This window comes from Thalassospira profundimaris WP0211 (assembly GCF_000300275.1).
GTDB lineage: Bacteria > Pseudomonadota > Alphaproteobacteria > Rhodospirillales > Thalassospiraceae > Thalassospira > Thalassospira profundimaris.
Map to the genome: position 1 here is coordinate 545,679 of NZ_AMRN01000001.1, position 21,039 is coordinate 566,717.

The following is a 21,039-nucleotide window of genomic DNA, read 5'->3' on the forward strand; positions in this document are numbered from 1 at the left end:
GCCCCGATGAAAGTGATCAGCTATTTGAATTTTGATGGTAATTGCCGCCCGGCAATGGAGTTTTATCAGTCTGTTCTGGGAGGTGAGCTTATTACCATGTCCTATGGTGAAACCCCGATGGCCGAAGAAATGTCCGCCATGGCCGACAAAATGGCCCATGCCTGCCTTGTCGGTGATGGCTGGAACATCATGGCGTCTGACAGCCCATCCGAACATTTCGAGGCGATGAAAGGCATGAACATTTCCATTCATGCCCCGACTGCCGAAAAGGCGCGCGCTTACTTTGACGGGCTTGCCGACGGTGGCACAGTCATCATGCCGTTCGAAGAAACGTTTTGGTCAAAGGGCTTTGGTCTGGTGACTGACAAGTTCGGCACACCCTGGATGGTCAATACCGACATGGAACCGGCATAGGTGCCCACCCGCACCAAACTTGGCGGTCTGGTGGATCGGGGAGATCTCTGAGAAATCAGTTAGTTGTTAAAGCGAAATGTTTTTATGCTTGCGCTTATCAGATCACGTAAACAACCCGGCACGCAGACTTATGTGCCGGGTTGTTTGTTTTAATCGCCCCGGTTCAGGGGAATTAAGAGCTGGATACGTGAGTGGGATCAGATCGTTTGACCGCCTGAAACCTCGATCCGCTGGGCTGTGACCCAGCGATTGTCATCGCGCAGCAGGCTTGCAACCATCGGACCGATATCATCGGGCAAACCGACCCGGCCAAGGGCAGTCATGCTGGCAAAGGCCTCGTTATAGGCGGGGGTATCGCGGACTGCACCGCCAAGGAAGTCGGTCTCGATCGCGCCCGGGGCAACGCAATTGGCCGTGATGCCACGTTCGCCGAGTTCCTTGGCCAGATAGACCGTCAGAATTTCAATCGCACCCTTTGCCGCGGAATAGGCGGAAAAGCCCGGGAAGGACACGCGTGTCAGCCCCGATGAATAGGTAATGATGCGTCCGTTATCGGCAAGTATCGGCAAAACTGCCTGGACCAGGAAGAACACGCCTTTGACATGGACATCAAACAGGGAGTCGAACTGTTGTTCAGTGGTTTCGGCGAACGGTGTCATTTCGCCGTGGCCGGCATTGTTGATCAGATGATCAAAACTGTCGCGTCCGAAGGTTTCGGACAGGGCCTTTTTCAGGGTGGAAACAAAGGCCGGGAAGGTCGAGATTTTGGTGACATCAAGTTGCAGCGCAACGGCCTTTTGGCCAAGGGCGCGGATTTCTTCGACGACTTCCTGGGCCTGCGCTTCGTTGCCACGGTAGGTGACGATGACATCATTACCCGCCTTGGCAATGCTGATGGCGGCGTTGCGGCCAAGTCCGCGGTTGGCACCGGTGATCATGGAAATTTTCGACATGATGTTTCCTTTCAGGTTTATCGATGTCGGAAACCTACCCCTGTCTTGACGGCAGTTGTTGCCTGTCTGTCTATGAATTTTGCCTGTTTATCCAAATGATGGAAAACGAATTGCAATATTGGGTCATATGCTTACCTATTAATCCAATCGACTTGTCCAAAAGACCTGTGTGAGCAGTGAAAGGCTTATGGTGCAAACCCTGTTTGATCTTGTTCGGCGCTATGCCGATGCGCATGCAGACCAGTCCGGTGTGGCCCAAACACCGGTGCCCGGCCTTTCGATGGTGCGGGTTCTCTATCCCGGTGCGCTTCAGGTGGCGATCAACCGGCCACTTGTCGCGACGGTGCTTCAGGGGCGCAAACTGGTGACAATGGGGGCGGAGACATTTGATCTTGGTCCGGGTGATGCGCTTTTGATTTCTGCAGATGTGCCGACCGTCAGCCAGATTTCCAAGGCAAGCGTTGCGGCGCCCTATTACGCGCTGATTCTTGAACTTGATCTGGCGATGATTGCCGATATTGCGGCGGCAATCGGCCTTCCGCACGGGCAAGGCGGGCCGATCTCTGTCGAGCGGTTTGATCCCCATGTCGAAGATGTGGCAACCCGATTGATGCAGTTTCTGAACCGGTCCGGGGCGATTTCGGTCCTTGGTGACGGCCTGCTTCGTGAAATGCATTACTGGATGCTGTCAGGGTCACATGGCACTGCGATCCGCAGGCTGGGAACCGCAGACAGCCATGCCCAGCGTATCAGTCGCGCGGTGGCGCTGATTCGTGCGCAATTTGCCGAGACCCTTCGGGTGAATGAACTTGCCGAGGCCGCAGGCATGAGTATTTCGTCATTTCACCAGCATTTCCGTGCGGCAACGACGCTTTCGCCCCTGCAATTCCAAAAGCAGCTTCGCCTGATCGAGGCACGGCGAAGAATGATGGCCGAAGGCGCGGCAATCGCCGATGCAGCTTATGCAGTCGGTTATGAAAGCGTGCCGCAGTTTACCCGTGAATATAGCCGCCTTTTCAATGTGTCACCGGGGCGCGACCTGCGTCAGACCCGGGTGGGAACATCCGGCCTACAACCGGCATAAGCCAATTTGAGCCATGCGACCAATCTGCCGACCTGACAGGGGTTGGCGTTGCCAGCGTTTGATACCATTGTGTTCTCTTAATGAACGGACCCTGACATAGCAGCATGGTATTTACGGGCTTAAACGGAACGACAAGTGATTGCCCGTAAACGATATGTTGCCTTGCCCCCGGTTTCCCGTCAAAGTAATGCAACTTGGGGTTATGGGGGTCAGGCAAATTGACAGCGCGGGTTACCACAGTTGCCTTTGCCGGGATTGAAACGATCCCTGTTGACGTGCAGGTGCAAATGGCAAGTGGCCTTCCGGCCTTTACGGTGGTTGGCCTGCCCGACAAGGCGGTGTCCGAGGCCCGTGAACGGGTGCGATCCGCGCTTTCGGCGATGGGATTGGCGCTGCCCCCCAAACGCATCACGATTAATCTTGCCCCGGCCGACTTGCTGAAGGAAGGATCGCATTTCGATCTGCCGATTGCGCTTGGGATTCTGGTCGAGATGGATGTCATCGGCCATGACGATATCGAGCGGTTTCTCGTACTGGGTGAATTGGGGCTGGATGGCAGCATCACCAAGGTTGGCGGCGTGTTGCCCGCCGCCATGGAAGCCGGGATGCAGGAATGCGGCATCATTTGTCCGAACGCCAACGGGGCCGAGGCCCTTTGGGCCGGTGATCTTGAGATCCTGGCACCCATAAGCCTTGTGGCCCTGATCAATCATTTCAAAGGCACGCAAATTCTACCCCGCCCGATCCGGCGCGACACCGACGAGTTCAATGATTTCCATGGCGACCTGCGCGATATCAAGGGACAGGAAAGTGCCAAACGCGCGCTTGAGATCGCAGCGGCTGGCGGCCATAACCTTTTGATGTCCGGTCCGCCCGGATCGGGAAAATCGATGCTGGCGGCCCGCTTGCCGGGCATTTTGCCCGATCTTGATGCCAGACAGGCACTGGAAACCACCGTTATCCATTCCGTATCCGGAATGTTGCCCGAAGGTGGCCTGATCCGCACCCGCCCGTTCCGCCAGCCCCATCACTCTGCCTCTATGCCGGCCCTTGTCGGTGGTGGCCATCGGGTCAAGCCGGGCGAGATTTCGCTGGCCCATAATGGCGTTTTATTCTTGGATGAATTGCCGGAATTCCAGCGTAATGTATTGGATGCCCTGCGCCAGCCGCTTGAAACCGGGCAGGTATCGGTTGCGCGCGCCAATGCGCATGTGACCTATCCGGCGCGCGTGCAATTGGTGGCGGCGATGAACCCGTGCCGGTGTGGCTATTTGGGGGATAACGAGCTGGCCTGCACCCGCGCCCCACGCTGTGGCGAGGAATATCAGGCACGGCTTTCAGGGCCGCTTCTGGACCGGTTTGATATCCAGATCGAAGTACCGGCTGTGAAGCCCGAAGACCTTGATTTACCGGCCAAAGGCGAAACCAGTCAGGCGGTACGCGAACGGGTATTTCTGGCCCGTGAATTGCAAATGTTGCGATATAAAAACGAAAACATATCGACCAATGCGCTGGCCGATGGTGAAGTCCTGCAGGAGGCCGCCGCCCTTGATACCGAAGGCCGCGGATTGTTGCAGGATGCAGCGCGTCAGATGAAGTTATCGGCCCGCGGTTATCACCGGATATTGCGGGTGGCGCGCACCATTGCCGATCTTTCGGGCAGTGCGGCCGTCAAGCGCGGCCATATTGCCGAGGCGCTGAATTACCGACAGATGGTCTATCGGCGCTAATCCCCCGTCATTGGGCGACCCGGGTGTGATCATATGCGGGACAGGCCGTTCTGTTTGCGGATGATATTGATCAGACCGCGCAAGCCCGGATGATTGTTGTGGCGGCTGCTGTAATACATATGGAAGGGATCATCAGATGATGCATGGTCTTCCAGCACGATTTCCAGCTGCCCGCTGGCAAGGTCATCGGCAATGCGCGATTCCAGCAAATAGGCCAGTCCAAGCCCGGCCTTGGCAGCCGAAATCGTGGTTGCCGTGTCCTGAATGGTGATATGGCCCGGCACGCGGTAGCTTTTCTGATCGGGGCCAATGCCAAGTTCCCAGGGAAACGGTGAATTGTCGCCGAGAAGAAGCTGCAGGCATGTGTGATTGCGCAGATCGTCGGGGCTATCGGGTTTTCCGCGGCTTGCAAGATAATCCGGTGCGCCGACTACGACCCAGCGCTGCGGTCCGCTGAGTGCGACGGCAACCATGTCTTCGGGGACCAGATGGCCGAACCGGATGCCGGCATCATATCCTTCGGCGACGATATCAATCGGCCGGTTTTCAACGATTATGCTGAGGCTGACATCTGGGAAGGTTTTGGCAAATTCCGGCAATGCCGGGGCGATCAGAAGGTGTGCGGCATCGGAAAAGGCGTTGATGCGGACCTCGCCAAAGCTGGCGGCACCGGGGGCATCAAGCGTCTGGAGTGCTTCATCAAGTTTATCAAAGCCCTCGGCGAGCTTGGTTGCAAGGTCCTGACCCAGTTCGGTCGCCACGATCGACCGGGTGGTTCGATTGATCAGCTTTACGCCAAGGCGGCTTTCGAGACGGCGGATCGCGTGACTGGCCGCCGACGGCGAAAGTCCAAATTCAATCGCTGCAGCCTTGAAGCTCTGGCGGCGGACAATTGCCAGAAACAAGCGTAGATCGGCAAACTCTGCGCGGTCCATTCCAGCCAAGTTGAACTCTATTCACTTTGTGGATGATTTCAGTTCATGAAAAACCACACCACACGGGTCGGTGCAACAAGTAATCTGGCCAAAAGTCAGACAATTCAGCCGGAGGAATGCAATGAGTGATATTCAGGCAGTCAGGATTCCAGACCTGATGTCGCGACGTGTTCTGGTAACCGGGGGCTCAACCGGGATCGGGGCCGAGATTGTCAGGGGGTTTGCCGCGCAGGGTGCCAAGGTTGCGCTTCATTATAATGAAAGCAGTGATGCAGCACGCGCCCTTCAGGCAGAGTTTCCCGAGCATGTCGTAGCTGTTCAGGGCGATATGAGTGAAACGGGTACCCCGACGAAAGTCGTCAGGGAAGCCGCCCGGATGCTTGGCGGGCTGGATGGTCTGATCAACAATGCCGGTGGCATGCTGGGCCGTGTGCCGACGACCGAGGTGGAGCCCGAGCATCTTGACCGTGTCTTTGCGCTCAATGGCAAATCAGTCTGGGAAGCCACCGTGGCGGCGTACCCCTACCTCAAAGCGTCGGAAAACGGCTTTGTGGTCAACACGACATCGATTGCTGCGCGCAATGGCGGCGGGGGTGGTGCTGTGCTGTATGCGGCGGCAAAATCCTTTGTCAGCAGCCTGACGCGCGGACAGGCAAAGGAATTTGTGGCGGACGGCATTCGCGTGAACGCCGTTTCGCCGGGTCTTATCCAGACGCCGTTTCATGACCGCTATACACCGGCCGATGTTCTTGCCGCGCAAAGCGCAACAGTACCGATGGGCCGCGTGGGCCGCCCGGATGAATGTGTCGGGGCGTTCCTGTTTCTCGCCTCGAACGCGATGGCCGGCTACATCACAGGCCAGATCATCGAGGTTAATGGCGGCCAGTTAATGCCTTAGGAGCAACAATAGATGAACTACAGAAAATTTGGGAAGACAGGCCGCACGGTTTCGGAAGTCGGTTTCGGTGCATGGGCCATTGGTGGCGCCTGGGGCGATGTATCAGAGGCTGACGCGCGGGCGGCCCTGCATGCCGCCCTTGATAATGGCACGACATTCATTGATACCGCCGACGTTTACGGTGATGGCCGGTCGGAAAAAATCATCGCCGATGTCATGAAAGAACGCGGTGGCGAACGTCCGTTCATCGCAACCAAGGCCGGACGTCGTCTCGATCCGCATGTGTCCGAGGGATACAACAAACAGAACCTGACAGCGTTTGTTGAACGCAGCCTTAAGAACCTTGCGACGGATTGTCTTGATCTGGTGCAGCTTCATTGCCCACCGACAGAGGTTTTCTATCGCCCGGATGTGTTCGAGGTGATGGAGGAAATGGTCACGGCCGGGAAAATCCGCAATTACGGTGTTTCGGTCGAGAAGGTCGAAGAAGGCCTCAAAGCCATCGAATATCCCGGTGTGGCCTCGGTTCAGATCATTTACAACATCTTCCGCCAACGCCCGTCGGGACTTTTCTTCCGCGAGGCAAAAGCAAAGAATGTCGGGGTGATCGTCCGTGTGCCGCTGGCGTCGGGCCTTTTGACCGGCAAGATGACCAAGGACACCGCCTTTGCCGCAGACGACCACCGTGCGTTTAACCGCAACGGCGAGGCGTTTGACAAGGGCGAAACATTTGCCGGTGTGCCGTTTGATGTTGCGCTTGAAGCTGTTGAGGAAATCCGCCGGCTGGTTCCGGACAATATTACGATGGCGCAGTTCGCCCTGCGCTGGATTTTGATGGAAGAAGCCGTTGGTGTTGTAATCCCGGGGGCAAAGAATGCAGACCAGGCCGCGGCAAATGCGGCGGCAAGTGATGTGGCACCGCTGCCCTCAGAGGTGATCGGTGAATTGCGCGACATCTATGAGCAACGCATCGCCCCGCACGTTCATCATTTGTGGTGATCAAACGCATCCATCGGCCTTAACGGGCAATGACGCAGATAAAGGGGCACCATGCGGTTGGTGCCCCTTTTTGCGTTTCAGGCGGATTTGCGGACTTCGCTGAGCATTTCCGGGCGGCTTTTGCGTTCGATCTTATAGACCGACGAGGGCGGGACATTGCGTACCGTGGTGCCGATGCGCGTTGCCTGCAAATCAAGCCGGGCCAGGATGGCCTCTGGCACCGGGCAGCGCGGGCCATAGGTGAACTGGTAAAATGCGCCGTCGTCACGCAGATATTCAAAACTCCCCGACAAGATGCCCATGATCTGGCGCGGTGACATCGACAGAAGCGGCAGGCCGCTAATCGCGCTTGCCAGTTCGCCGGCGCCAAACAGGCCCTTTTTGCCCAAACGGCAGGCATCCATTTGCAGGATGCGGGCCCTGGGATAGCGTTCGGAAAGCAGGCGGGAGAAATCCGGTCCGGCTTCGATCAATGTCAGGTCATCTTCGCGCAAGCCGCGATCAAGAAGTGCACGGGTAAACACACCTGTCCCCGGTCCGAGTTCCAGAACCGGGGTGCTTTGGGTGTTGATTTCGGATGTGATCAGCCGCGCCAGCGCCGGGCTTGAGGGCGAAATGGCGGATATTTTTCTGGGATCAGTGACCCAGGCGCGAATGAAAGGCAAAAAGTCCGACATCGAATGAAATGCCCCACTTGGTAAAGGGATGGCGCTTAAACTGCCTACCCTTTATGTCGCTTCGGGCGCTTATTTGTGTTCATTTTGCGGAATGCCACCCGGCAACGTGTCCATCTTGGAATGTGGGAACGTGCGAGGTGGCGTTCAACGCAATTGATTACGCAGCCCGATTACGGCGCAGAACATCAATGATTTCGGCTTTGTGCGGATCGGCATGAAATGCATCGGCCATGATCATCACACCCTTGGTGCCGTCATTGGCCTCGATCATGAACAGGGTTGCCTCGTCACCCGGATCGGTGCCTTGGTCGGTGCTGTTGGAATGGACAAGGCGCAGCTCGTCCGGGGTATAAAGCTTGCCGGTGCCGTCACTGCGTACACCGCCTTCCTCGGCCATGAAATGATGTTCAAAACCGTGTTCTTTGGCGTTTGCCTGAAGATCAGCCAAGGTCATTGCGGGCCTCCTCGATCAAAAATTGTCTGATAAAGGCAAAACGCAAATTCTGGCTGCTTGTTCCGAAATCAGCTGTGCTTGCGGCGAAGACTGTCGATCAGATCGGCCTTGTTGCGGTCGGTATCAAAGCTGTTGGGCACAATCAGCATGCCGCGCGTGCCGTCGCTGGCCTCGATCATGTAAAGGGTGGCGTCATCGCCCGGGTCAGTTCCGGCATCGACAGAACGTGAATCGATGATGGTCAAATCATCGGCGCTATATTTCGCCTGTTTGCCATCGCATGTGACATGGTTTTCCGATGCGCTGAAAACATGCGAAAAGCCGCGTTCACGGGCCAGATCTTGTAATTCGCTCAAGTTCATGATGGTCCTCCGTTCGATGGATGCAGCCGTAAGGCCAACAATCATCAGACCCTATCACGAAATGCGCCCGGCGTATTTGCGTGTGCGCAATCTGGCAGAAATCTAAGGCCTATTTGGGGTCAAGAGCCATCTTCATGCCCTCGTGGCTGGCGACAAATCCAAGCCGTTCATAAAACCGATGGGCATCCTTGCGGGTTTTATCCGTGGTAAACTGTATCAGAGCCGCGCCAAGTGATTTCGAAATCGAAATGGATTGCTTGATCAGTTTTTCGCCGATCTTCTGACCGCGGGTGCGGCTTGCCACCCGCACCCCTTCGATCTGGGCGCGCAGCTGGCCGCGCCGCGACAATCCGGCGATCAGGGTCAGCTGCAAACAGCCGACAATGTCCGTGCCCTTGATGGCCAGAAGATATTTGTTGGGCAGGGCATCGGTTGACTGGGACGCCATGGCATCAAACGCGGCGTAATAGGCATCGGGAAGCGGATCGCCAGGTTCCTCGCGGGTTTTGCCTTTTTCATCATCGGCCAGAAGGGCAACGATGGCAGGCAAATCATCGCGGGTGGCATAGCGAAACGTGATGTCATCGGATTTAGTGGTGGCGCTGTTGGCGGCGGCGTTCGACATTGCGGGATCCCTTTGCTGATGGCGGGCCATCATGGGCAAAGCCGGGGATCAAGGCAATATGGCAATGACGCCGCCGTTTGTGCACCAGGCGGCGTCATTGCCAGCGTTGTGGGCCCCAAGGCCAAAGACCGGCACGGGGATGGGGGAAAATCATGCCGATATCAAACCAGGGACCCCGGCAAGCAGGGTTTCTGGAGGTCAGGCAAGACCACCATTGGCACGGATGGTCTGACCATCCACCCAGCCGGAATCCGGTCCGGCGAGGAAGGACACCACACCGGCGATGTCATCAGGTTCACCAAGCCGTTCGAGCGGTGGCATCTTTGCGAAATTGGCGATCTGTTCCTCGGTCTTGCCATTGAGGAACAGTTCGGTTGCAACCGGGCCCGGCGCAACGGCATTGACCGTGATCTGGCGACCGCGCAGTTCCTTGGCGAACACACCCGTCATGGCCTCGACCGCGGCCTTGGTGGCGTTATAGACGGCATAACCCGGCAGTTTTAGGTGCAGGGCGGTGGTTGAGAAATTGATCACCCGACCATGGTCACGCAGGTGTTTTGCCCCTTCGCGCAGCATGTTGAAGGTGCCGCGTACATTAATGTCCATCATCGCGTCATAGGTGGCATCATCCATGTCGGCAATCGGGGTGGTCGTCATGACACCGGCGTTATTGACGATGACATCAACACCGCCAAATTCGGCGATGGTTTTGTCAAACAGGGCCTTAACCGCATCCTGCCGGGCAATATCAGCCTTGATTGCGATGGCCTTGTGGCCCTGAGATTTCAGGCTTTCGGCCAGTTCTTCTGCCGGGCCAGCAGAGCTGGCATAGTTGATGACAACGTTAAAGCCATCCGCTGCCAGACGTTTGGCAAGCGCCACGCCAATGCCGCGCGATGCGCCGGTGATGATGGCGGCTTTGTTTTGATTGGCAGACATCAAAAGTCTCCTTGGTGGTTACGGGGGCCTCAAGGGCATGGGCCCACTATGCCCAAGATGACTTTTTGGATAATTAGGTTATATTCGACATCATTATTCGAAATTGAATAACAATCAGGATGGCGGATGGACCGGTTTGAGGAAATGCGCAATTTCGTGCGCGTGGTAGAGCGCAAAAGCTTTACCAAGGCAGCGAGCGATCTTTTGATCCCGCGTGCGACCATGACCAATTCTATTCAGCGGTTGGAAGAACGGCTGGGCACCCGGTTGCTGGAACGCACGACGCGCACCGTCAACCCGACCCGCGACGGGGATGCCTATTACCAACGCTGTGTAAGGATTCTGGCTGACCTCGAAGAGGCCGATGGCAGCTTTACCAATGCCGATCCCAAAGGGTTGCTCAGGGTTAATTTGCAAGGCACGCTGGCGCGGACCTTTATCATCCCGGCGCTTGGTGATTTTCGGGGTCTCTATCCGGGGATCGATCTGGTGCTGGCCGATGGGGATCGTTTTGTTGATCTGGTGCATGAAGGCTTTGATTGCGTGTTGCGCAGTGGCGATCTGGCCAGTTCATCGATGATCGGGCGGCGCTTGGCGCTTTTGCACGAGGCGACCGTTGCCAGCCCCGATTACATTGCCCGCATTGGCATGCCCGATACACTTGCAGACCTGAAAAGTCAGGGGCATCAGATGGTTTGTTTTTTATCGGGAGCCGATGACAAGCCGATCCCGCTTGATTTCAGGGTCGATGGCAAGCTGTGCGAGATCATGCTGCCGGCCAGTATTTCAGTGACCGGCGCCGATAGCTACGCCGCCTGTGCCGCGGCGGGATTGGGGATTGTCCAGGTGCCGCGCTATCGCGTTGCCGATGACCTTAAATCGGGGAAACTGATTGAAATCCTGCCCGATTGCCCGCCCGATCCGATGCCGGTTTCGGTGCTGTATCCGCAAAACCGGCAGCTTTCGGCGCGTGTAAGGGTGTTTGTCGACTGGCTGACAGAATTGCTGGCCGGGCTTGATTTTGCCGGGTCAGGCCGGGTTTGAGTCGCGCGAAAGCATATTGATCCGGTTTCGCAATGAAACCAGATGCGCCTGCCAGTAATGGGTCATCATCGGTTTGAAACGGTTGTCATTCAGGCCATTGCGCCCGGGATGGGCCATCGGCTTTTCAAGACCAAGATGTTCCAGCGTGATGCGGGTGTAGTCGCCCTGCCCGCTAAATCGGATATCGACCAATGTCGCCGGTTCCTTGGGGTCGGCCATCGGCCAGTTCCACTCAAAACTCAGGTGCTTGGCGGGCTCCCACTTGGTGACCTTACCGGCGCGGACGATGAAATCGGGGCGGCGTTTATCGACTTCCTGCAAATAGCGCACGCCATTTTCCGTTCCAAATTCCATGATGCCCGGACGATTGCCAAGCAGGCGGTTGCGCGGCCCCTGTTTCCACCAGTGATCAATCCCGCCCGTGAACTGGTCAAAGGCGGTGGCGGCGTCACAGTCAACGCGAAGCGCAACAAAGGTTTTGGCTGACATCGAAAATCCCGTTTAACAGCAATGACACCGACCTCGCGGGCGGCTGTTCCTGTTTTGCAGAAAGCCCGTGGGCGGACAAGCAAAACCCGATCCGGCAGGCATAATGCGCCGGATCGGGTTTGAAGGGTGTGTGGTTTGAGCTTTGGCGGCTTAGTAGCCGACCTCGCGATTGACCAGACCACGCGGTGTTTCGCCGCGGGCCAGACGATCGAGGTTTTCGGCAATCTGATCGACCGATTCTTCAAACCGGGTCGCGGCCGCAATGTGCGGGGTGATGCGGATTTTCCCGTGATCCCAGAACGGATGGCTTTCGGGCAGCGGTTCGGTCGCTGCGACATCCAAAAACGCGCCGCGCAGATGGCCAGTATCAATCGCGCGCAGCAAGTCCGCTTCGTTGATCATCGCACCCCGGGCGGCATTAATGATCGCAGCCCCCTTGGGCAGGAAGGAGAGCGTGCTGCTGTTAAGCACGTTTTCGGTTTCCGACGTGCGTGGCAGAAGGCAGATCAGGATATCGGACTGACCAAGAAATTCTGCCAGCGTTTCCTTACCGGCATAGGTTGAAATGCCTTCAATCGCCTTCATCGAGCGGCTCCAGCCCGAAACGGTAAAGCCGAGACTGGAAAGTGACACGGCAACGGCAGAGCCCAGTGCGCCAAGCCCCATGACACCGACCCGGCATTGCGAAATGCGTGCGACGTCATGCTGGGTCCAGTCGGCCTTGGCCTGCTGGGCGCTATAGACATCAAAGTCGCGCATGAAGTGAAGCGCGGCGTAAAGATGATATTGCACCATCTGATCGGCCATCCCGGCATCTTCCAGACGAATGACCGGCAGTTCCTTGGGCAGGCTGGGCGAGGAAACAACATGATCCACGCCAGCACCGAGCGAGAAGATCGCCTTGAGCGTCGGCAGCGTCTTGATCAGGCCCTGCGGCTGTTTCCAGAACAGGGCATAGTCAATCGTTTCAGGATCGTAATCGTCTTCCTCGGTCACGATATTGGCATCCGGCAGGCGGTCAACCATCACGCTTTTCCACTTTTGATCGTCGCCGGCAGCGGAAATCAGAATATTGAGCGGGGCGTTGGTGGTTGCCATCGGGGTCTCCTGGTCAAAACGTCGAAAGTTGGGGCGATGAAAAAGGTTTGTACATATCAAACGCGCCAGAGCGCAAAGCGTTCCGGCGCGTCAGTTGGCGCGTCAATTACAGTCTGTCACGGACCGGCCTGCTTTCACAAGGCCGGGTCGGCACAGGGTTTGTGCAGACTTAATGGGCAAAGATCATCGCCGGATCGCGGAAGGTTTTGAATTCAAGACCATTTCCCGCCGGGTCTTCGACAAAGAAGGTGCCCTGTTCGCCCGGCTCACCCTTAAACCGGATCTTGGGTTCGAGCAGGAATTTGACATTGGCCGCCTTAAGCTTGTCGGCCAGTGCGTGCCATTTTTCCCATTCCAGAACCGCCCCGAAATGCGGGATCGGCACTGCATCGCCATCGACATCACCGGCGCCCTTGTTCTGGCCGGCTTCGGGGCGGACATGGGCAGAAAGCTGATGCCCAAAGAAATCAAAATCAATCCAAGCCTCGGTCGAGCGGCCCTCATCACAGCCGAGGATATCGATATAGAACGCGCGGGTGTCAGATATCGATTTGATCGGGAAGGCCAGATGGAACGGGGGCAGTGACATGGGTGTCTCCTAGATAATCTAATGCTGTGTTGTTAGAGACAGTCTAAATCAGCATAATACCGGGCGTAAAATCAGAAGTTCTGAATTTAAGATCAGGAAAACTATCGATATGGCGCTGCGCCCGACCACTCCGCCGCTGAACGCCTTGCGCGCCTTTGAAGCCGCCGCCCGGCTTGGCAGCTTTGCCCGCGCGGCTGCGGAACTCTCCGTCACCTCGGGTGCCATCAGCCAGCAGGTCGCCAATCTTGAAGCCAGCCTTGGCATGACTTTGTTCGAGCGTAATGGCCCAAAACTGACCTTGCGCGAAGCCGGTCGGGCCTATTTGCCTAGTCTGCGCCGGGCCTTGGACGAGATCGAGGCCGCCACCCTTGATCTGGTCACCCATGGTGCGGGGGAGCGGAAACTGGTTATCGGCGCACTGCATACCTTGGCCAGCAGCTGGTTGATTCCAAGATTAAATCGATTTCAAAACGAACATCCCGATATCCGCCCGGTGATCGAAACCCTGGCGCTTAATTTCGCCACCCCGGAACGCAGCCCGGACCTTGGCGCGCGCCAGATGGATGTCGGGCTTTATTTCGGCGATGGTCGCTGGCCCGGCATGATATGCGACAAGCTTTTTGATGAAATTCAAGTGGTTGTCGCCAGACCCGGATATGTTTCTTCAGGTGATGCAACGGGCAAAAACAGCCCTGTTGATCCGTCCGAATTGATCGGACGTTACCCGCGACTGGTCCACACCACCCGGCCCAAGGCATGGCATGACTGGGCGCAGGCCAACGGGATTGCCATCACCGGTGCGCCCGGACCGGCGTTTGAACACTTCTTCATGCTGATCGAAGCCGCCAAGGCCGGCATGGGAATCGCCCTGTTACCAAGGGTTTTGATCGAAGGACCTCTGGCTGAGGGCAGTCTTGAAATCGTCAGCGAAGCCCGCCTCAAATCCAGCGGCGAATACTATCTGATCACACCGGAAAGCCGTCAGGACGTGCCGGAAGTGCGCGCCTTTCGTGATTGGGTGCTCGGTTTGGCAAGTCAATCCGGTTTGTCAGAATAAAGCGGCAAGTACTTGAAATTATGGACGGATGTTCCGTATTCCGGGATGCTAGGCGCGGCGATAGATGCTGTGCAGCAGGTGATCCTTCTTCGGACCGGTGATTTTTATTTTTGTTTCGAAATGATCGGGCCCGTTCCAGATCATGCAATGGTGATAAAAGTCCTCACCACAGGGGTGAATGTCACGCGCACAGAGACCTGATTCGCCCGCGTCACCCTGCTCGCCAAATTGCAGCAACACATAGCGATTGCCGAAACTCAATGGGTCGCGAAACAGAAGCTCGATCGCGGCGGGGTCGTCGTGCAGGACAAAATCATATTCCCGATAGCCATCAAACCGCTTGCCGTCCGGGCGGGTCAGAAACCCTTCCTCACGATAGCGCAGCACATTGGGTTGGTCCGGGTTGGCAGCATGAAACGTGACATCGCCGGTAAACTGCCCGACTTCGCCCAAATCGCGCACAAGCGTCCAGTTGCCGTGAAGTGACCCGAATATATGCAGAGTGTTTTGTTGGATTTCTTTTCTCTTTATGAGCAACACTGTTGAGTCTGATGGAAAGAATTGTTTTTTGCTACTCAGGCTCTAACAAATTCGAAAAGAGATCGGCTAATTTCTTACGAATACCCCGAGTATTTTTTGGAAGCCGTAAATCAGCATGGCTTGGGTTGTTGTTCTCGTAATCCGGGGTAGCTAAAACCTCGCAATACATAGATTTTTCTTCATCCATGTGTTTGTTGTGGATTTCACCAACATTTCCCCTCACGCACCCTCGGAAAATCTTTGCTTTTACTGGATTTCCATCTGGGGATGGCCGTTCTTCTTGTTTTCCAATCTCACAATTAGCGGCAAAATCCGCAATAGCTTCACGATTGACCGAGATGTCCAGTGAATTGCTGCTCGGTGAAAACGCACTGCTTTTCAAGGACCCGTCTTCATTTATGTGGTACGGCGAGAAAATACGCCGTAGCACGTTTTCGTTATCGGGGACACGTTCCGGCTTTTCGTCCGACATTCCGTCCTTACACTGTCAGCTTGTCCAAATATTTACTCAGGGATCTGTTGTTAAGAACCGAACCGATTGTTGGCTCAAGCTCAAATTCGCCTAAGTCTTTATCTTCGCCATAGAAGCTGTAGCGACCAAGCGGATCGAAGCCGACGTCCAAGTATGTTTCAGCGCCATCCCAAATAATGCTTACAGATCCATCTGCATCTGGTGCTAGGCTAGGTTCCGGAATTGTTGTTTTGAGTGAGCGGAGAAACTCTCTGGTTTGGTCAATCGCAAAATGACTGACTGGCTGAGCATCATATCCATCCCAGTTTTCTTCTAGTGCGGAAAACTCCAGCAGGAGAGTATCTAATTTTTCGCTCATTATGCCTGTTCGATCAATGTCCTGCAGTGTGAGCGGTAATGCGCTACGTCCATCAATAATTGAGTAGATGGAAGAGGTTGAGCCTGAAACTACCTGAGCGAATATTCCTGAAAAGCGAAATAGAGCATCGCCAACGTGATCCCAGTTAATTTGGCTTTCTCCAGTGCCAGGACGTGCGTCATCAATATGCCAAGACGGGTTGGCCGTCGAAGTACCAGCAAAAGCATTCATAGGCCGCCTCCTAATCGTATACAGCTAATTTTTCTATGGCTGCTGCAGGGAGTAATTTGAAAAACTCCTTCTTTTCAAAATCGTGTGCAGTCTCTAGCCATTTCACGACCGTTTCTGAATTTTCAGTATGGCCGTTATCAGTTGTTGAAACGTCAATGTCGATAAACGCTGTGGAACCTTCCGGCAAACGAGGAGTAACGAACTCCGGAGAACACGCGCGAACTACAACGGCAGTCCCATCACTACGCAGCATGTAATTGACGTTTAATGGTGGGTTTTGAGTGTTGCCATTAATCACTACGGAAACGTTTAGATCGGAAAAGTTTTCAATATAGTGTTGTTGTGGATTTACAATATTTACGTACCGTAATCCACATCTTTCAATCTTAGATTGAATCTTTGTGCAAACTAATTTTGCTGCATCAGCGAAAACTTTGGAAATGTTCTCCCAACCAGCATACTCGCCAACATTATGAACGGATAGAACAGAAGGCCCCACTTTGAACTGAACTTTGTTGTTTTCGCTTATAAAAACGACAGTCGGCTGATGTTTGAGATTTGGATCTTGCTGTCGGATTGTCCAAGGAACATCAGCAATTGGAAGCTGTTGACGCGAAAAATTCTCTACACCCAAGCCATCTACAATTTTTGCCATGATAACTTCTGGAAGTTCGTTTGACTGGAAGCGCAGTTCTAGTAGCGCTTCAACAATGCAGTCTTCCTTCAGCTTAGATGGGAGAGGCATTAGCTTTCCAACCTTAACGATTCAGATTCACTCACAATATAGATACAGTGTTTAAATCAGGAGTGCAAGAACACCTATTTCTAACGAGTCGGTCGCTTTGAATGCAACTGCGGTATTAGTCACTTTTCTATCGACTATCCGGCAGCATCCGCGGCAGTTTCTCACCGCCAAGAATATGCACATGCAGGTGCGGGACGTCCTGGCGGCCATGTTCGCGGGTATTGGCGATCAGGCGATAGCCGTCTTCAACGACGCCAGCTTCCTTGGAGATTTTGCCGATTGCGCGGGTATAGGCGACGATTTCGGCGTCCGAGGCGTTCTGCGCAAAGTCGTCATAGCTGGTGTAGGCACCCTTGGGGATAACCAGCACATGGGTCGGGGCCTGTGGCGCGATATCGTTAAACGCCAGCACGTGGTCATCTTCATAGACCTTGGTGCACGGGATTTCGCCGCGCAGGATTTTGGCAAAGATGTTTTCCGGATCGTAGGGCTGAACGGCCATCTTGGGGCTCCTGATCAATCTATTCTGACTATGGGTGCCATATTGGACAGGCTTGGCGTCCGGTGCAATTTCGATTTTGCGAAAGTGCGACCAATTTCCAATTTCGGTCATTCCGGGCGGAGCCATGCTGCGGCCCGGAAACCATGGTAGCGGTAGTGCCGATATGGATGCCCGCCTGCGCGGGCATGACGGATAAAGAGGGTTGCCTCTACACATCGTCACCCCCGCGCAGGCGGGGGTCCATGACGTGGATGAGGGCGGTCGTGGTGGTCGCCCTTGTTAGTCGCTTTTGCGCGATGCCTTCTCGGCAATACCTGAAATGCCCTGGCGTTCGGCCAGAATCTTCCAGACATCTTCGGGTTTCACACCCTGATCGGCCCAAAGGACGGTCAGGTGATACAGCAGGTCGGCACTTTCCGATGCGACCTTTTGTGGGCTTTCGGCAAGGGCGGCGATCACTGTTTCAACGCCCTCTTCGCCGACTTTCTGGGCGATTTTGGGCGTGCCCTTGGCAAGCAGCTTTGCGGTATAGCTGGTTTCCGGGTCTGCACCCTTGCGCGCAGAAACGGTTGCGTAAAGCGCATCAAGGATATGTTGGCTTTTATCCGTATCGGGCATGATTTCAGTCCTCGCGCACCGGAATACCGGCAGCTTTCATGTGGTCCTTGACCTCGCGAATGCGATAGGTGCCGAAATGGAAGATCGAGGCGGCCAGAACCGCCGATGCATGGGCATCACGCACGCCTTCGACCATATGGTCGAGCGTGCCAACACCGCCAGAAGCAATGACGGGCACATGGACGGCATCGGCAATGGTGCGGGTCAGCGGAATGTTAAAGCCCGACTGGGTGCCATCGCGATCCATTGAGGTGACAAGAAGTTCCCCCGCGCCATATTCGACCATTTGTTTTGCAAACGAAACGGCATCAATTCCGGTGGGCTCACGCCCGCCATGGGTGAAGATTTCGAACTTGTCCGGGCCGGTCGATTTGGCGTCAATCGAGACCACAATGCATTGCGATCCGAACTTGCGCGCGGCTTCGCGCACGAAATCGGGGTTTTTGACGGCGGCGGTGTTGATCGAAACCTTGTCCGCACCGGCCAAAAGCAGCTTTCGGATGTCTTCAAGGGTGCGTACGCCACCGCCAACGGTGACCGGCATAAAGCAGGCCTCGGCCGTGCGGGCAACCACATCAAAGATGGTATCGCGGTTATCACTTGATGCCGTGATATCAAGGAAGCAGAGTTCATCCGCACCCTCTGCATCGTAGATGCGCGCCTGTTCGACCGGGTCGCCGGCATCGATCAGATCAACGAAATTGACCCCTTTGACGACGCGGCCGTCCTTGACGTCAAGACAGGGAATGACACGGGTTTTCAGCATGGTCTGTTTCCTGTTGGGTCGGTTACGAAAGGGCCGCGATGGCCTCTGCCAGATCGATGCGGCCATCATAAAGCGCACGACCGGAAATCGCGCCATCAATGCCAGCATCTGTGTGTTTCTTGACCGCGATCAGATCATCAAGCGATGAAACCCCGCCCGATACGATCACCGGGGTCGAGATTTCCGATGCCAGGGCCACGGTGGACTCGATATTCGGGCCACCCATCGCGCCATCACGGTCGATATCGGTAAAGATGATTGCCGCCACACCGCAATCCTCAAATTTCCTGGCCAGTTCGAGTGCGGTGACCTCGGACGTTTCCGCCCAGCCTTCGACCGCGACATAGCCATCACGCGCATCAATGCCGACCGCGACGCGGCCCGGCCATTTGGCACAGGCTTCCTTGACGAAGTCCGGATTGCGAAGCGCCACGGTGCCAAGGATCACACGCGTAATGCCCTTGTTCAGCCAATAATCAACCGTTTCCATGGTGCGGATGCCGCCACCAAGCTGCGTCTGGGCTTTGCCCGATACAGCGGCAAGGATGGAGTCCACTGCTGCGCCATTGACCGGTTCACCGGCAAAGGCGCCGTTCAGGTCCACGATATGAACCCAATGGCAGCCGGCTTGCACAAATTCACCGGCCTGTGCGCCCGGATCGTCGTTAAACACGGTTGCCTTGTCCATGTCGCCGCGAAGCAAGCGCACACATGCACCATCTTTCAGGTCAATTGCGGGATAAAGGTTCACTGATCGGTGTCCTGTATTTTCTTGGTGTAGTAATAGCCTTCGACCATCTTGCCATCGACCATCGCGTAATAGGGATTGATGCCCCAACGGACATATCCAAGCCCGTTATACAGTGCGATGGCGGCTTCCTGGGTTTCGCGAAGGTCGAGTTTCAAAACGCTATAGCCCGCTTCACGGGCGAAATATTCAATCGAACGCACGATCGCCTTGCCGTTGCCGCGCCCGCGCGCCCAAGGGGCGACGAAATGGCCGGAAATCTGGGCAGAATGACGCTGTGCTTCAAGGTTGGCCGGTGTTTCAATCAACTGGGCGGCACCGGAAATGATGCCATCAACGCGCGACACAAACAGATGGCGACCAGGCATCAGCAACACACCGCGCCAGTATTTTTCCATGTCCGGACGGTCCGGCGGTGTCAGCCAGCCAAAGCCGCCACCTTCGACAATCGCCTGCGTACAGGCATCGACGATATCGGAAATGTCGCCTGCAGTCAGTTCGGTCACGCGTTCGGCAATGACGCCCGGCTGAATGGTATCAGATGGTGCGATCATGGCTTCCACCCCAGGAAGTTCCCGATGATGGTCAGCCCGGTTTTCTGGCTTTTTTCCGGGTGGAACTGGGTGCCGATCATGTTGTCACGCCCGATCATGGCCGTGATATTCCCGCCATAGGAAACAGACGCCAGTCGCTGATCCGGGTTGGTGACATGCATGTGATAGCTGTGCACGAAATAGGCGTGATCGCCATCGGAAATGCCTTTAAGAACCGGGTGCGCCTTGCCCGCCGGATCAAGAACCAGCTCGTTCCAGCCCATATGCGGGATTTTAAGGCTCGGGTCGCTGGGCTCGATCGCAACGACTTCGCCAGCAATCCAGTCAAGGCCATCCGTGACGACAAATTCGCGACCGACGGTCGACATCAACTGCATGCCAACACAGATGCCAAAGAACGGTTTACCGCCCTTAATCACCTGTTCGGTAAGGACATCAACCATGCCGGTGACGGCATCAAGACCGGCACGGCAATCGGCATAGGCACCAACGCCCGGAAGCACGATATGGCCGGCGTTGCGGACCTTTTCCGGGTCATCGGTGACAATGATCTCGTCAGAAAAGCCGGTTTCACGTGCAGCACGTTCGAACGCCTTGGCGCACGAACGCAAATTGCCGGAACCGTAATCAATAATCGCAACACTCATGGGTAGGGTGGGCTCCCGGTTGAGGGGGTGGAGGTAAGGGCAGCTGCGGAGTGTGGGACGCGCAGCCGGGAATTTTTTGAACGCTCAAAGCAGCGATGTTCGGCGTCAGTCTCATCATGGCCCGCGACGATATCGACCATCTTCCAGCCAGATGCTGCCAGTTTGCGCCGACGCAAATCATTGGCGATCAGGCCAAAGCCGATCCCGGTGACAAGGGCGAGCGCAAAGTCCATTTCAGGCCCGCCGTCAAACAGCTCGACGGCAAAGGTGCAAAGAAATGAAACCGCGACAAGGCCGAAAAAGCCCAGCCACAGGCGATGGTACAACGCCCAAAGGCCTGAAAGCAGAAAGGCCCAGAAATTGAAGCCTTCGCGGATCAGGATGGCGTTTTCCATCGGGTCGGCATCGCCGGGATGGGTATGGACTGTGTAAACCTTCATCGAAAACCGGTTCTCTGGACCGGTGGCAGAGTTTTGTCTACTGTGCCACCGGTGTATTTTCGATCAGATCG

Annotated in this window: 28 protein-coding genes; 7 read left to right on the top strand and 21 right to left on the bottom strand. The window is 55.7% G+C overall.

Going from position 1 to position 21,039, the window contains the following annotated elements; genetic code table 11:
* The first annotated feature begins 6 nt into the window (after positions 1 to 6).
* Positions 7 to 414, top strand: coding sequence for a VOC family protein (locus TH2_RS02390; RefSeq protein ID WP_008888796.1), 408 nt, complete (start codon positions 7 to 9; stop codon positions 412 to 414).
* 197 nt (positions 415 to 611) lie between these two features.
* Here the strand turns inward: TH2_RS02390 and TH2_RS02395 are convergent, their stop codons facing one another.
* Positions 612 to 1,367, bottom strand: a complete 756-nt coding sequence (locus tag TH2_RS02395; RefSeq protein ID WP_008888797.1) for an SDR family NAD(P)-dependent oxidoreductase — start codon at positions 1,365 to 1,367, stop codon at positions 612 to 614.
* A 169-nt stretch (positions 1,368 to 1,536) separates the two neighbouring features.
* Between TH2_RS02395 and TH2_RS02400 the strand changes: the two genes are divergently transcribed.
* Both TH2_RS02400 and TH2_RS02405 read left to right on the top strand, forming a co-directional pair.
* Entirely contained in the window at positions 1,537 to 2,451 is a 915-nt protein-coding gene (locus tag TH2_RS02400; protein ID WP_238538644.1) for an AraC family transcriptional regulator, read from the top strand.
* 218 nt (positions 2,452 to 2,669) lie between these two features.
* Positions 2,670 to 4,181: a YifB family Mg chelatase-like AAA ATPase gene (locus TH2_RS02405; RefSeq protein ID WP_008888799.1), complete on the top strand. Its 1,512-nt coding sequence runs from the start codon at positions 2,670 to 2,672 to the stop codon at positions 4,179 to 4,181.
* Between the two features lie 29 nt (positions 4,182 to 4,210).
* Here TH2_RS02405 and TH2_RS02410 read toward each other — a convergent pair whose 3' ends face one another.
* A complete protein-coding gene (locus TH2_RS02410) occupies positions 4,211 to 5,116 on the bottom strand; it encodes a LysR family transcriptional regulator (RefSeq protein ID WP_008888800.1) in 906 nt (301 codons plus the stop codon).
* Positions 5,117 to 5,237: 121 nt separating this feature from the next.
* Between TH2_RS02410 and TH2_RS02415 the strand changes: the two genes are divergently transcribed.
* Together TH2_RS02415 and TH2_RS02420 are read left to right on the top strand one after the other, a co-directional pair.
* Entirely contained in the window at positions 5,238 to 6,014 is a 777-nt protein-coding gene (locus TH2_RS02415; RefSeq protein WP_008888801.1) for an SDR family NAD(P)-dependent oxidoreductase, read from the top strand.
* Between the two features lie 12 nt (positions 6,015 to 6,026).
* A complete protein-coding gene (locus TH2_RS02420) occupies positions 6,027 to 7,013 on the top strand; it encodes an aldo/keto reductase (RefSeq protein ID WP_008888802.1) in 987 nt (328 codons plus the stop codon).
* A 77-nt stretch (positions 7,014 to 7,090) separates the two neighbouring features.
* Here TH2_RS02420 and TH2_RS02425 read toward each other — a convergent pair whose 3' ends face one another.
* The 5 genes from TH2_RS02425 to TH2_RS02445 form a co-directional block, all read right to left on the bottom strand.
* Entirely contained in the window at positions 7,091 to 7,690 is a 600-nt protein-coding gene (locus TH2_RS02425) for a class I SAM-dependent methyltransferase (protein ID WP_008888803.1), read from the bottom strand.
* A 157-nt stretch (positions 7,691 to 7,847) separates the two neighbouring features.
* On the bottom strand, positions 7,848 to 8,144 hold the full coding sequence (locus tag TH2_RS02430; RefSeq protein ID WP_008888804.1) for a hypothetical protein: 297 nt from the start codon (positions 8,142 to 8,144) through the stop codon (positions 7,848 to 7,850).
* A 68-nt stretch (positions 8,145 to 8,212) separates the two neighbouring features.
* A complete protein-coding gene (locus tag TH2_RS02435) occupies positions 8,213 to 8,506 on the bottom strand; it encodes a hypothetical protein (protein WP_008888805.1) in 294 nt (97 codons plus the stop codon).
* 109 nt (positions 8,507 to 8,615) lie between these two features.
* Positions 8,616 to 9,131, bottom strand: coding sequence for a GNAT family N-acetyltransferase (locus tag TH2_RS02440; RefSeq protein ID WP_008888806.1), 516 nt, complete (start codon positions 9,129 to 9,131; stop codon positions 8,616 to 8,618).
* A gap of 198 nt (positions 9,132 to 9,329) precedes the next feature.
* Positions 9,330 to 10,070 carry an SDR family oxidoreductase gene (locus tag TH2_RS02445; protein ID WP_008888807.1) on the bottom strand — a complete coding sequence of 247 codons (741 nt, stop codon included), beginning with the start codon at positions 10,068 to 10,070 and terminating at the stop codon, positions 9,330 to 9,332.
* Between the two features lie 126 nt (positions 10,071 to 10,196).
* Between TH2_RS02445 and TH2_RS02450 the strand changes: the two genes are divergently transcribed.
* Positions 10,197 to 11,114 carry a LysR family transcriptional regulator gene (locus tag TH2_RS02450; protein WP_008888808.1) on the top strand — a complete coding sequence of 306 codons (918 nt, stop codon included), beginning with the start codon at positions 10,197 to 10,199 and terminating at the stop codon, positions 11,112 to 11,114.
* Here TH2_RS02450 and TH2_RS02455 read toward each other — a convergent pair.
* The 3 genes from TH2_RS02455 to TH2_RS02465 all read right to left on the bottom strand — a co-directional run bounded on the left by TH2_RS02455 (position 11,100) and on the right by TH2_RS02465 (position 13,290).
* A complete protein-coding gene (locus TH2_RS02455; RefSeq protein WP_008888809.1) occupies positions 11,100 to 11,603 on the bottom strand; it encodes an SRPBCC domain-containing protein in 504 nt (167 codons plus the stop codon). The two genes, TH2_RS02450 and TH2_RS02455, sit on opposite strands and share 15 nt — an antisense overlap.
* A 150-nt stretch (positions 11,604 to 11,753) precedes the next feature.
* Complete coding sequence (locus tag TH2_RS02460; protein WP_008888810.1) at positions 11,754 to 12,701, bottom strand: 2-hydroxyacid dehydrogenase; 948 nt, start codon at positions 12,699 to 12,701, stop codon at positions 11,754 to 11,756.
* A gap of 169 nt (positions 12,702 to 12,870) precedes the next feature.
* On the bottom strand, positions 12,871 to 13,290 hold the full coding sequence (locus TH2_RS02465) for a VOC family protein (RefSeq protein WP_008888811.1): 420 nt from the start codon (positions 13,288 to 13,290) through the stop codon (positions 12,871 to 12,873).
* A 109-nt stretch (positions 13,291 to 13,399) separates the two neighbouring features.
* Between TH2_RS02465 and TH2_RS02470 the strand changes: the two genes are divergently transcribed.
* Positions 13,400 to 14,347 (top strand): LysR substrate-binding domain-containing protein, encoded by a 948-nt coding sequence (locus TH2_RS02470; RefSeq protein ID WP_008888812.1) that lies wholly within the window; start codon positions 13,400 to 13,402, stop codon positions 14,345 to 14,347.
* Positions 14,348 to 14,395: 48 nt separating this feature from the next.
* On the opposite strand, the gene TH2_RS02475 is transcribed toward TH2_RS02470, so the two are convergent.
* From TH2_RS02475 to TH2_RS02525, 11 genes are all read right to left on the bottom strand, one after another.
* Positions 14,396 to 14,887, bottom strand: a complete 492-nt coding sequence (locus TH2_RS02475; RefSeq protein ID WP_274517094.1) for a DUF6314 family protein — start codon at positions 14,885 to 14,887, stop codon at positions 14,396 to 14,398.
* A gap of 31 nt (positions 14,888 to 14,918) precedes the next feature.
* Positions 14,919 to 15,359: a hypothetical protein gene (locus TH2_RS02480; RefSeq protein ID WP_008888814.1), complete on the bottom strand. Its 441-nt coding sequence runs from the start codon at positions 15,357 to 15,359 to the stop codon at positions 14,919 to 14,921.
* 7 nt (positions 15,360 to 15,366) lie between these two features.
* A complete protein-coding gene (locus TH2_RS21175; RefSeq protein WP_008888815.1) occupies positions 15,367 to 15,948 on the bottom strand; it encodes a hypothetical protein in 582 nt (193 codons plus the stop codon).
* A 10-nt stretch (positions 15,949 to 15,958) separates the two neighbouring features.
* Entirely contained in the window at positions 15,959 to 16,693 is a 735-nt protein-coding gene (locus TH2_RS02490; RefSeq protein ID WP_008888816.1) for a TIGR04255 family protein, read from the bottom strand.
* Between the two features lie 127 nt (positions 16,694 to 16,820).
* The gene (locus TH2_RS02495) at positions 16,821 to 17,195 is read right to left on the bottom strand and encodes a histidine triad nucleotide-binding protein (RefSeq protein ID WP_008888817.1); all 375 of its coding nucleotides are present in this window, start codon (positions 17,193 to 17,195) and stop codon (positions 16,821 to 16,823) included.
* 279 nt (positions 17,196 to 17,474) lie between these two features.
* Positions 17,475 to 17,813 (bottom strand): phosphoribosyl-ATP diphosphatase, encoded by a 339-nt coding sequence (locus TH2_RS02500; RefSeq protein ID WP_008888818.1) that lies wholly within the window; start codon positions 17,811 to 17,813, stop codon positions 17,475 to 17,477.
* Positions 17,814 to 17,817: 4 nt separating this feature from the next.
* Positions 17,818 to 18,579: an imidazole glycerol phosphate synthase subunit HisF gene (gene hisF, locus TH2_RS02505; RefSeq protein ID WP_008888819.1), complete on the bottom strand. Its 762-nt coding sequence runs from the start codon at positions 18,577 to 18,579 to the stop codon at positions 17,818 to 17,820.
* Between the two features lie 22 nt (positions 18,580 to 18,601).
* Positions 18,602 to 19,330: a 1-(5-phosphoribosyl)-5-[(5-phosphoribosylamino)methylideneamino]imidazole-4-carboxamide isomerase gene (gene hisA / locus TH2_RS02510; protein ID WP_008888820.1), complete on the bottom strand. Its 729-nt coding sequence runs from the start codon at positions 19,328 to 19,330 to the stop codon at positions 18,602 to 18,604.
* A complete protein-coding gene (locus TH2_RS02515) occupies positions 19,327 to 19,881 on the bottom strand; it encodes a GNAT family N-acetyltransferase (protein WP_040822270.1) in 555 nt (184 codons plus the stop codon). Before TH2_RS02515 ends, hisA begins: the two co-directional genes overlap by 4 nt.
* On the bottom strand, positions 19,878 to 20,528 hold the full coding sequence (gene hisH, locus TH2_RS02520; protein ID WP_008888822.1) for an imidazole glycerol phosphate synthase subunit HisH: 651 nt from the start codon (positions 20,526 to 20,528) through the stop codon (positions 19,878 to 19,880). The genes TH2_RS02515 and hisH overlap by 4 nt, the downstream gene beginning before the upstream one ends.
* Entirely contained in the window at positions 20,525 to 20,968 is a 444-nt protein-coding gene (locus TH2_RS02525; protein ID WP_008888823.1) for a DUF2628 domain-containing protein, read from the bottom strand. Before TH2_RS02525 ends, hisH begins: the two co-directional genes overlap by 4 nt.
* Positions 20,969 to 21,039 lie beyond the last annotated feature (71 nt).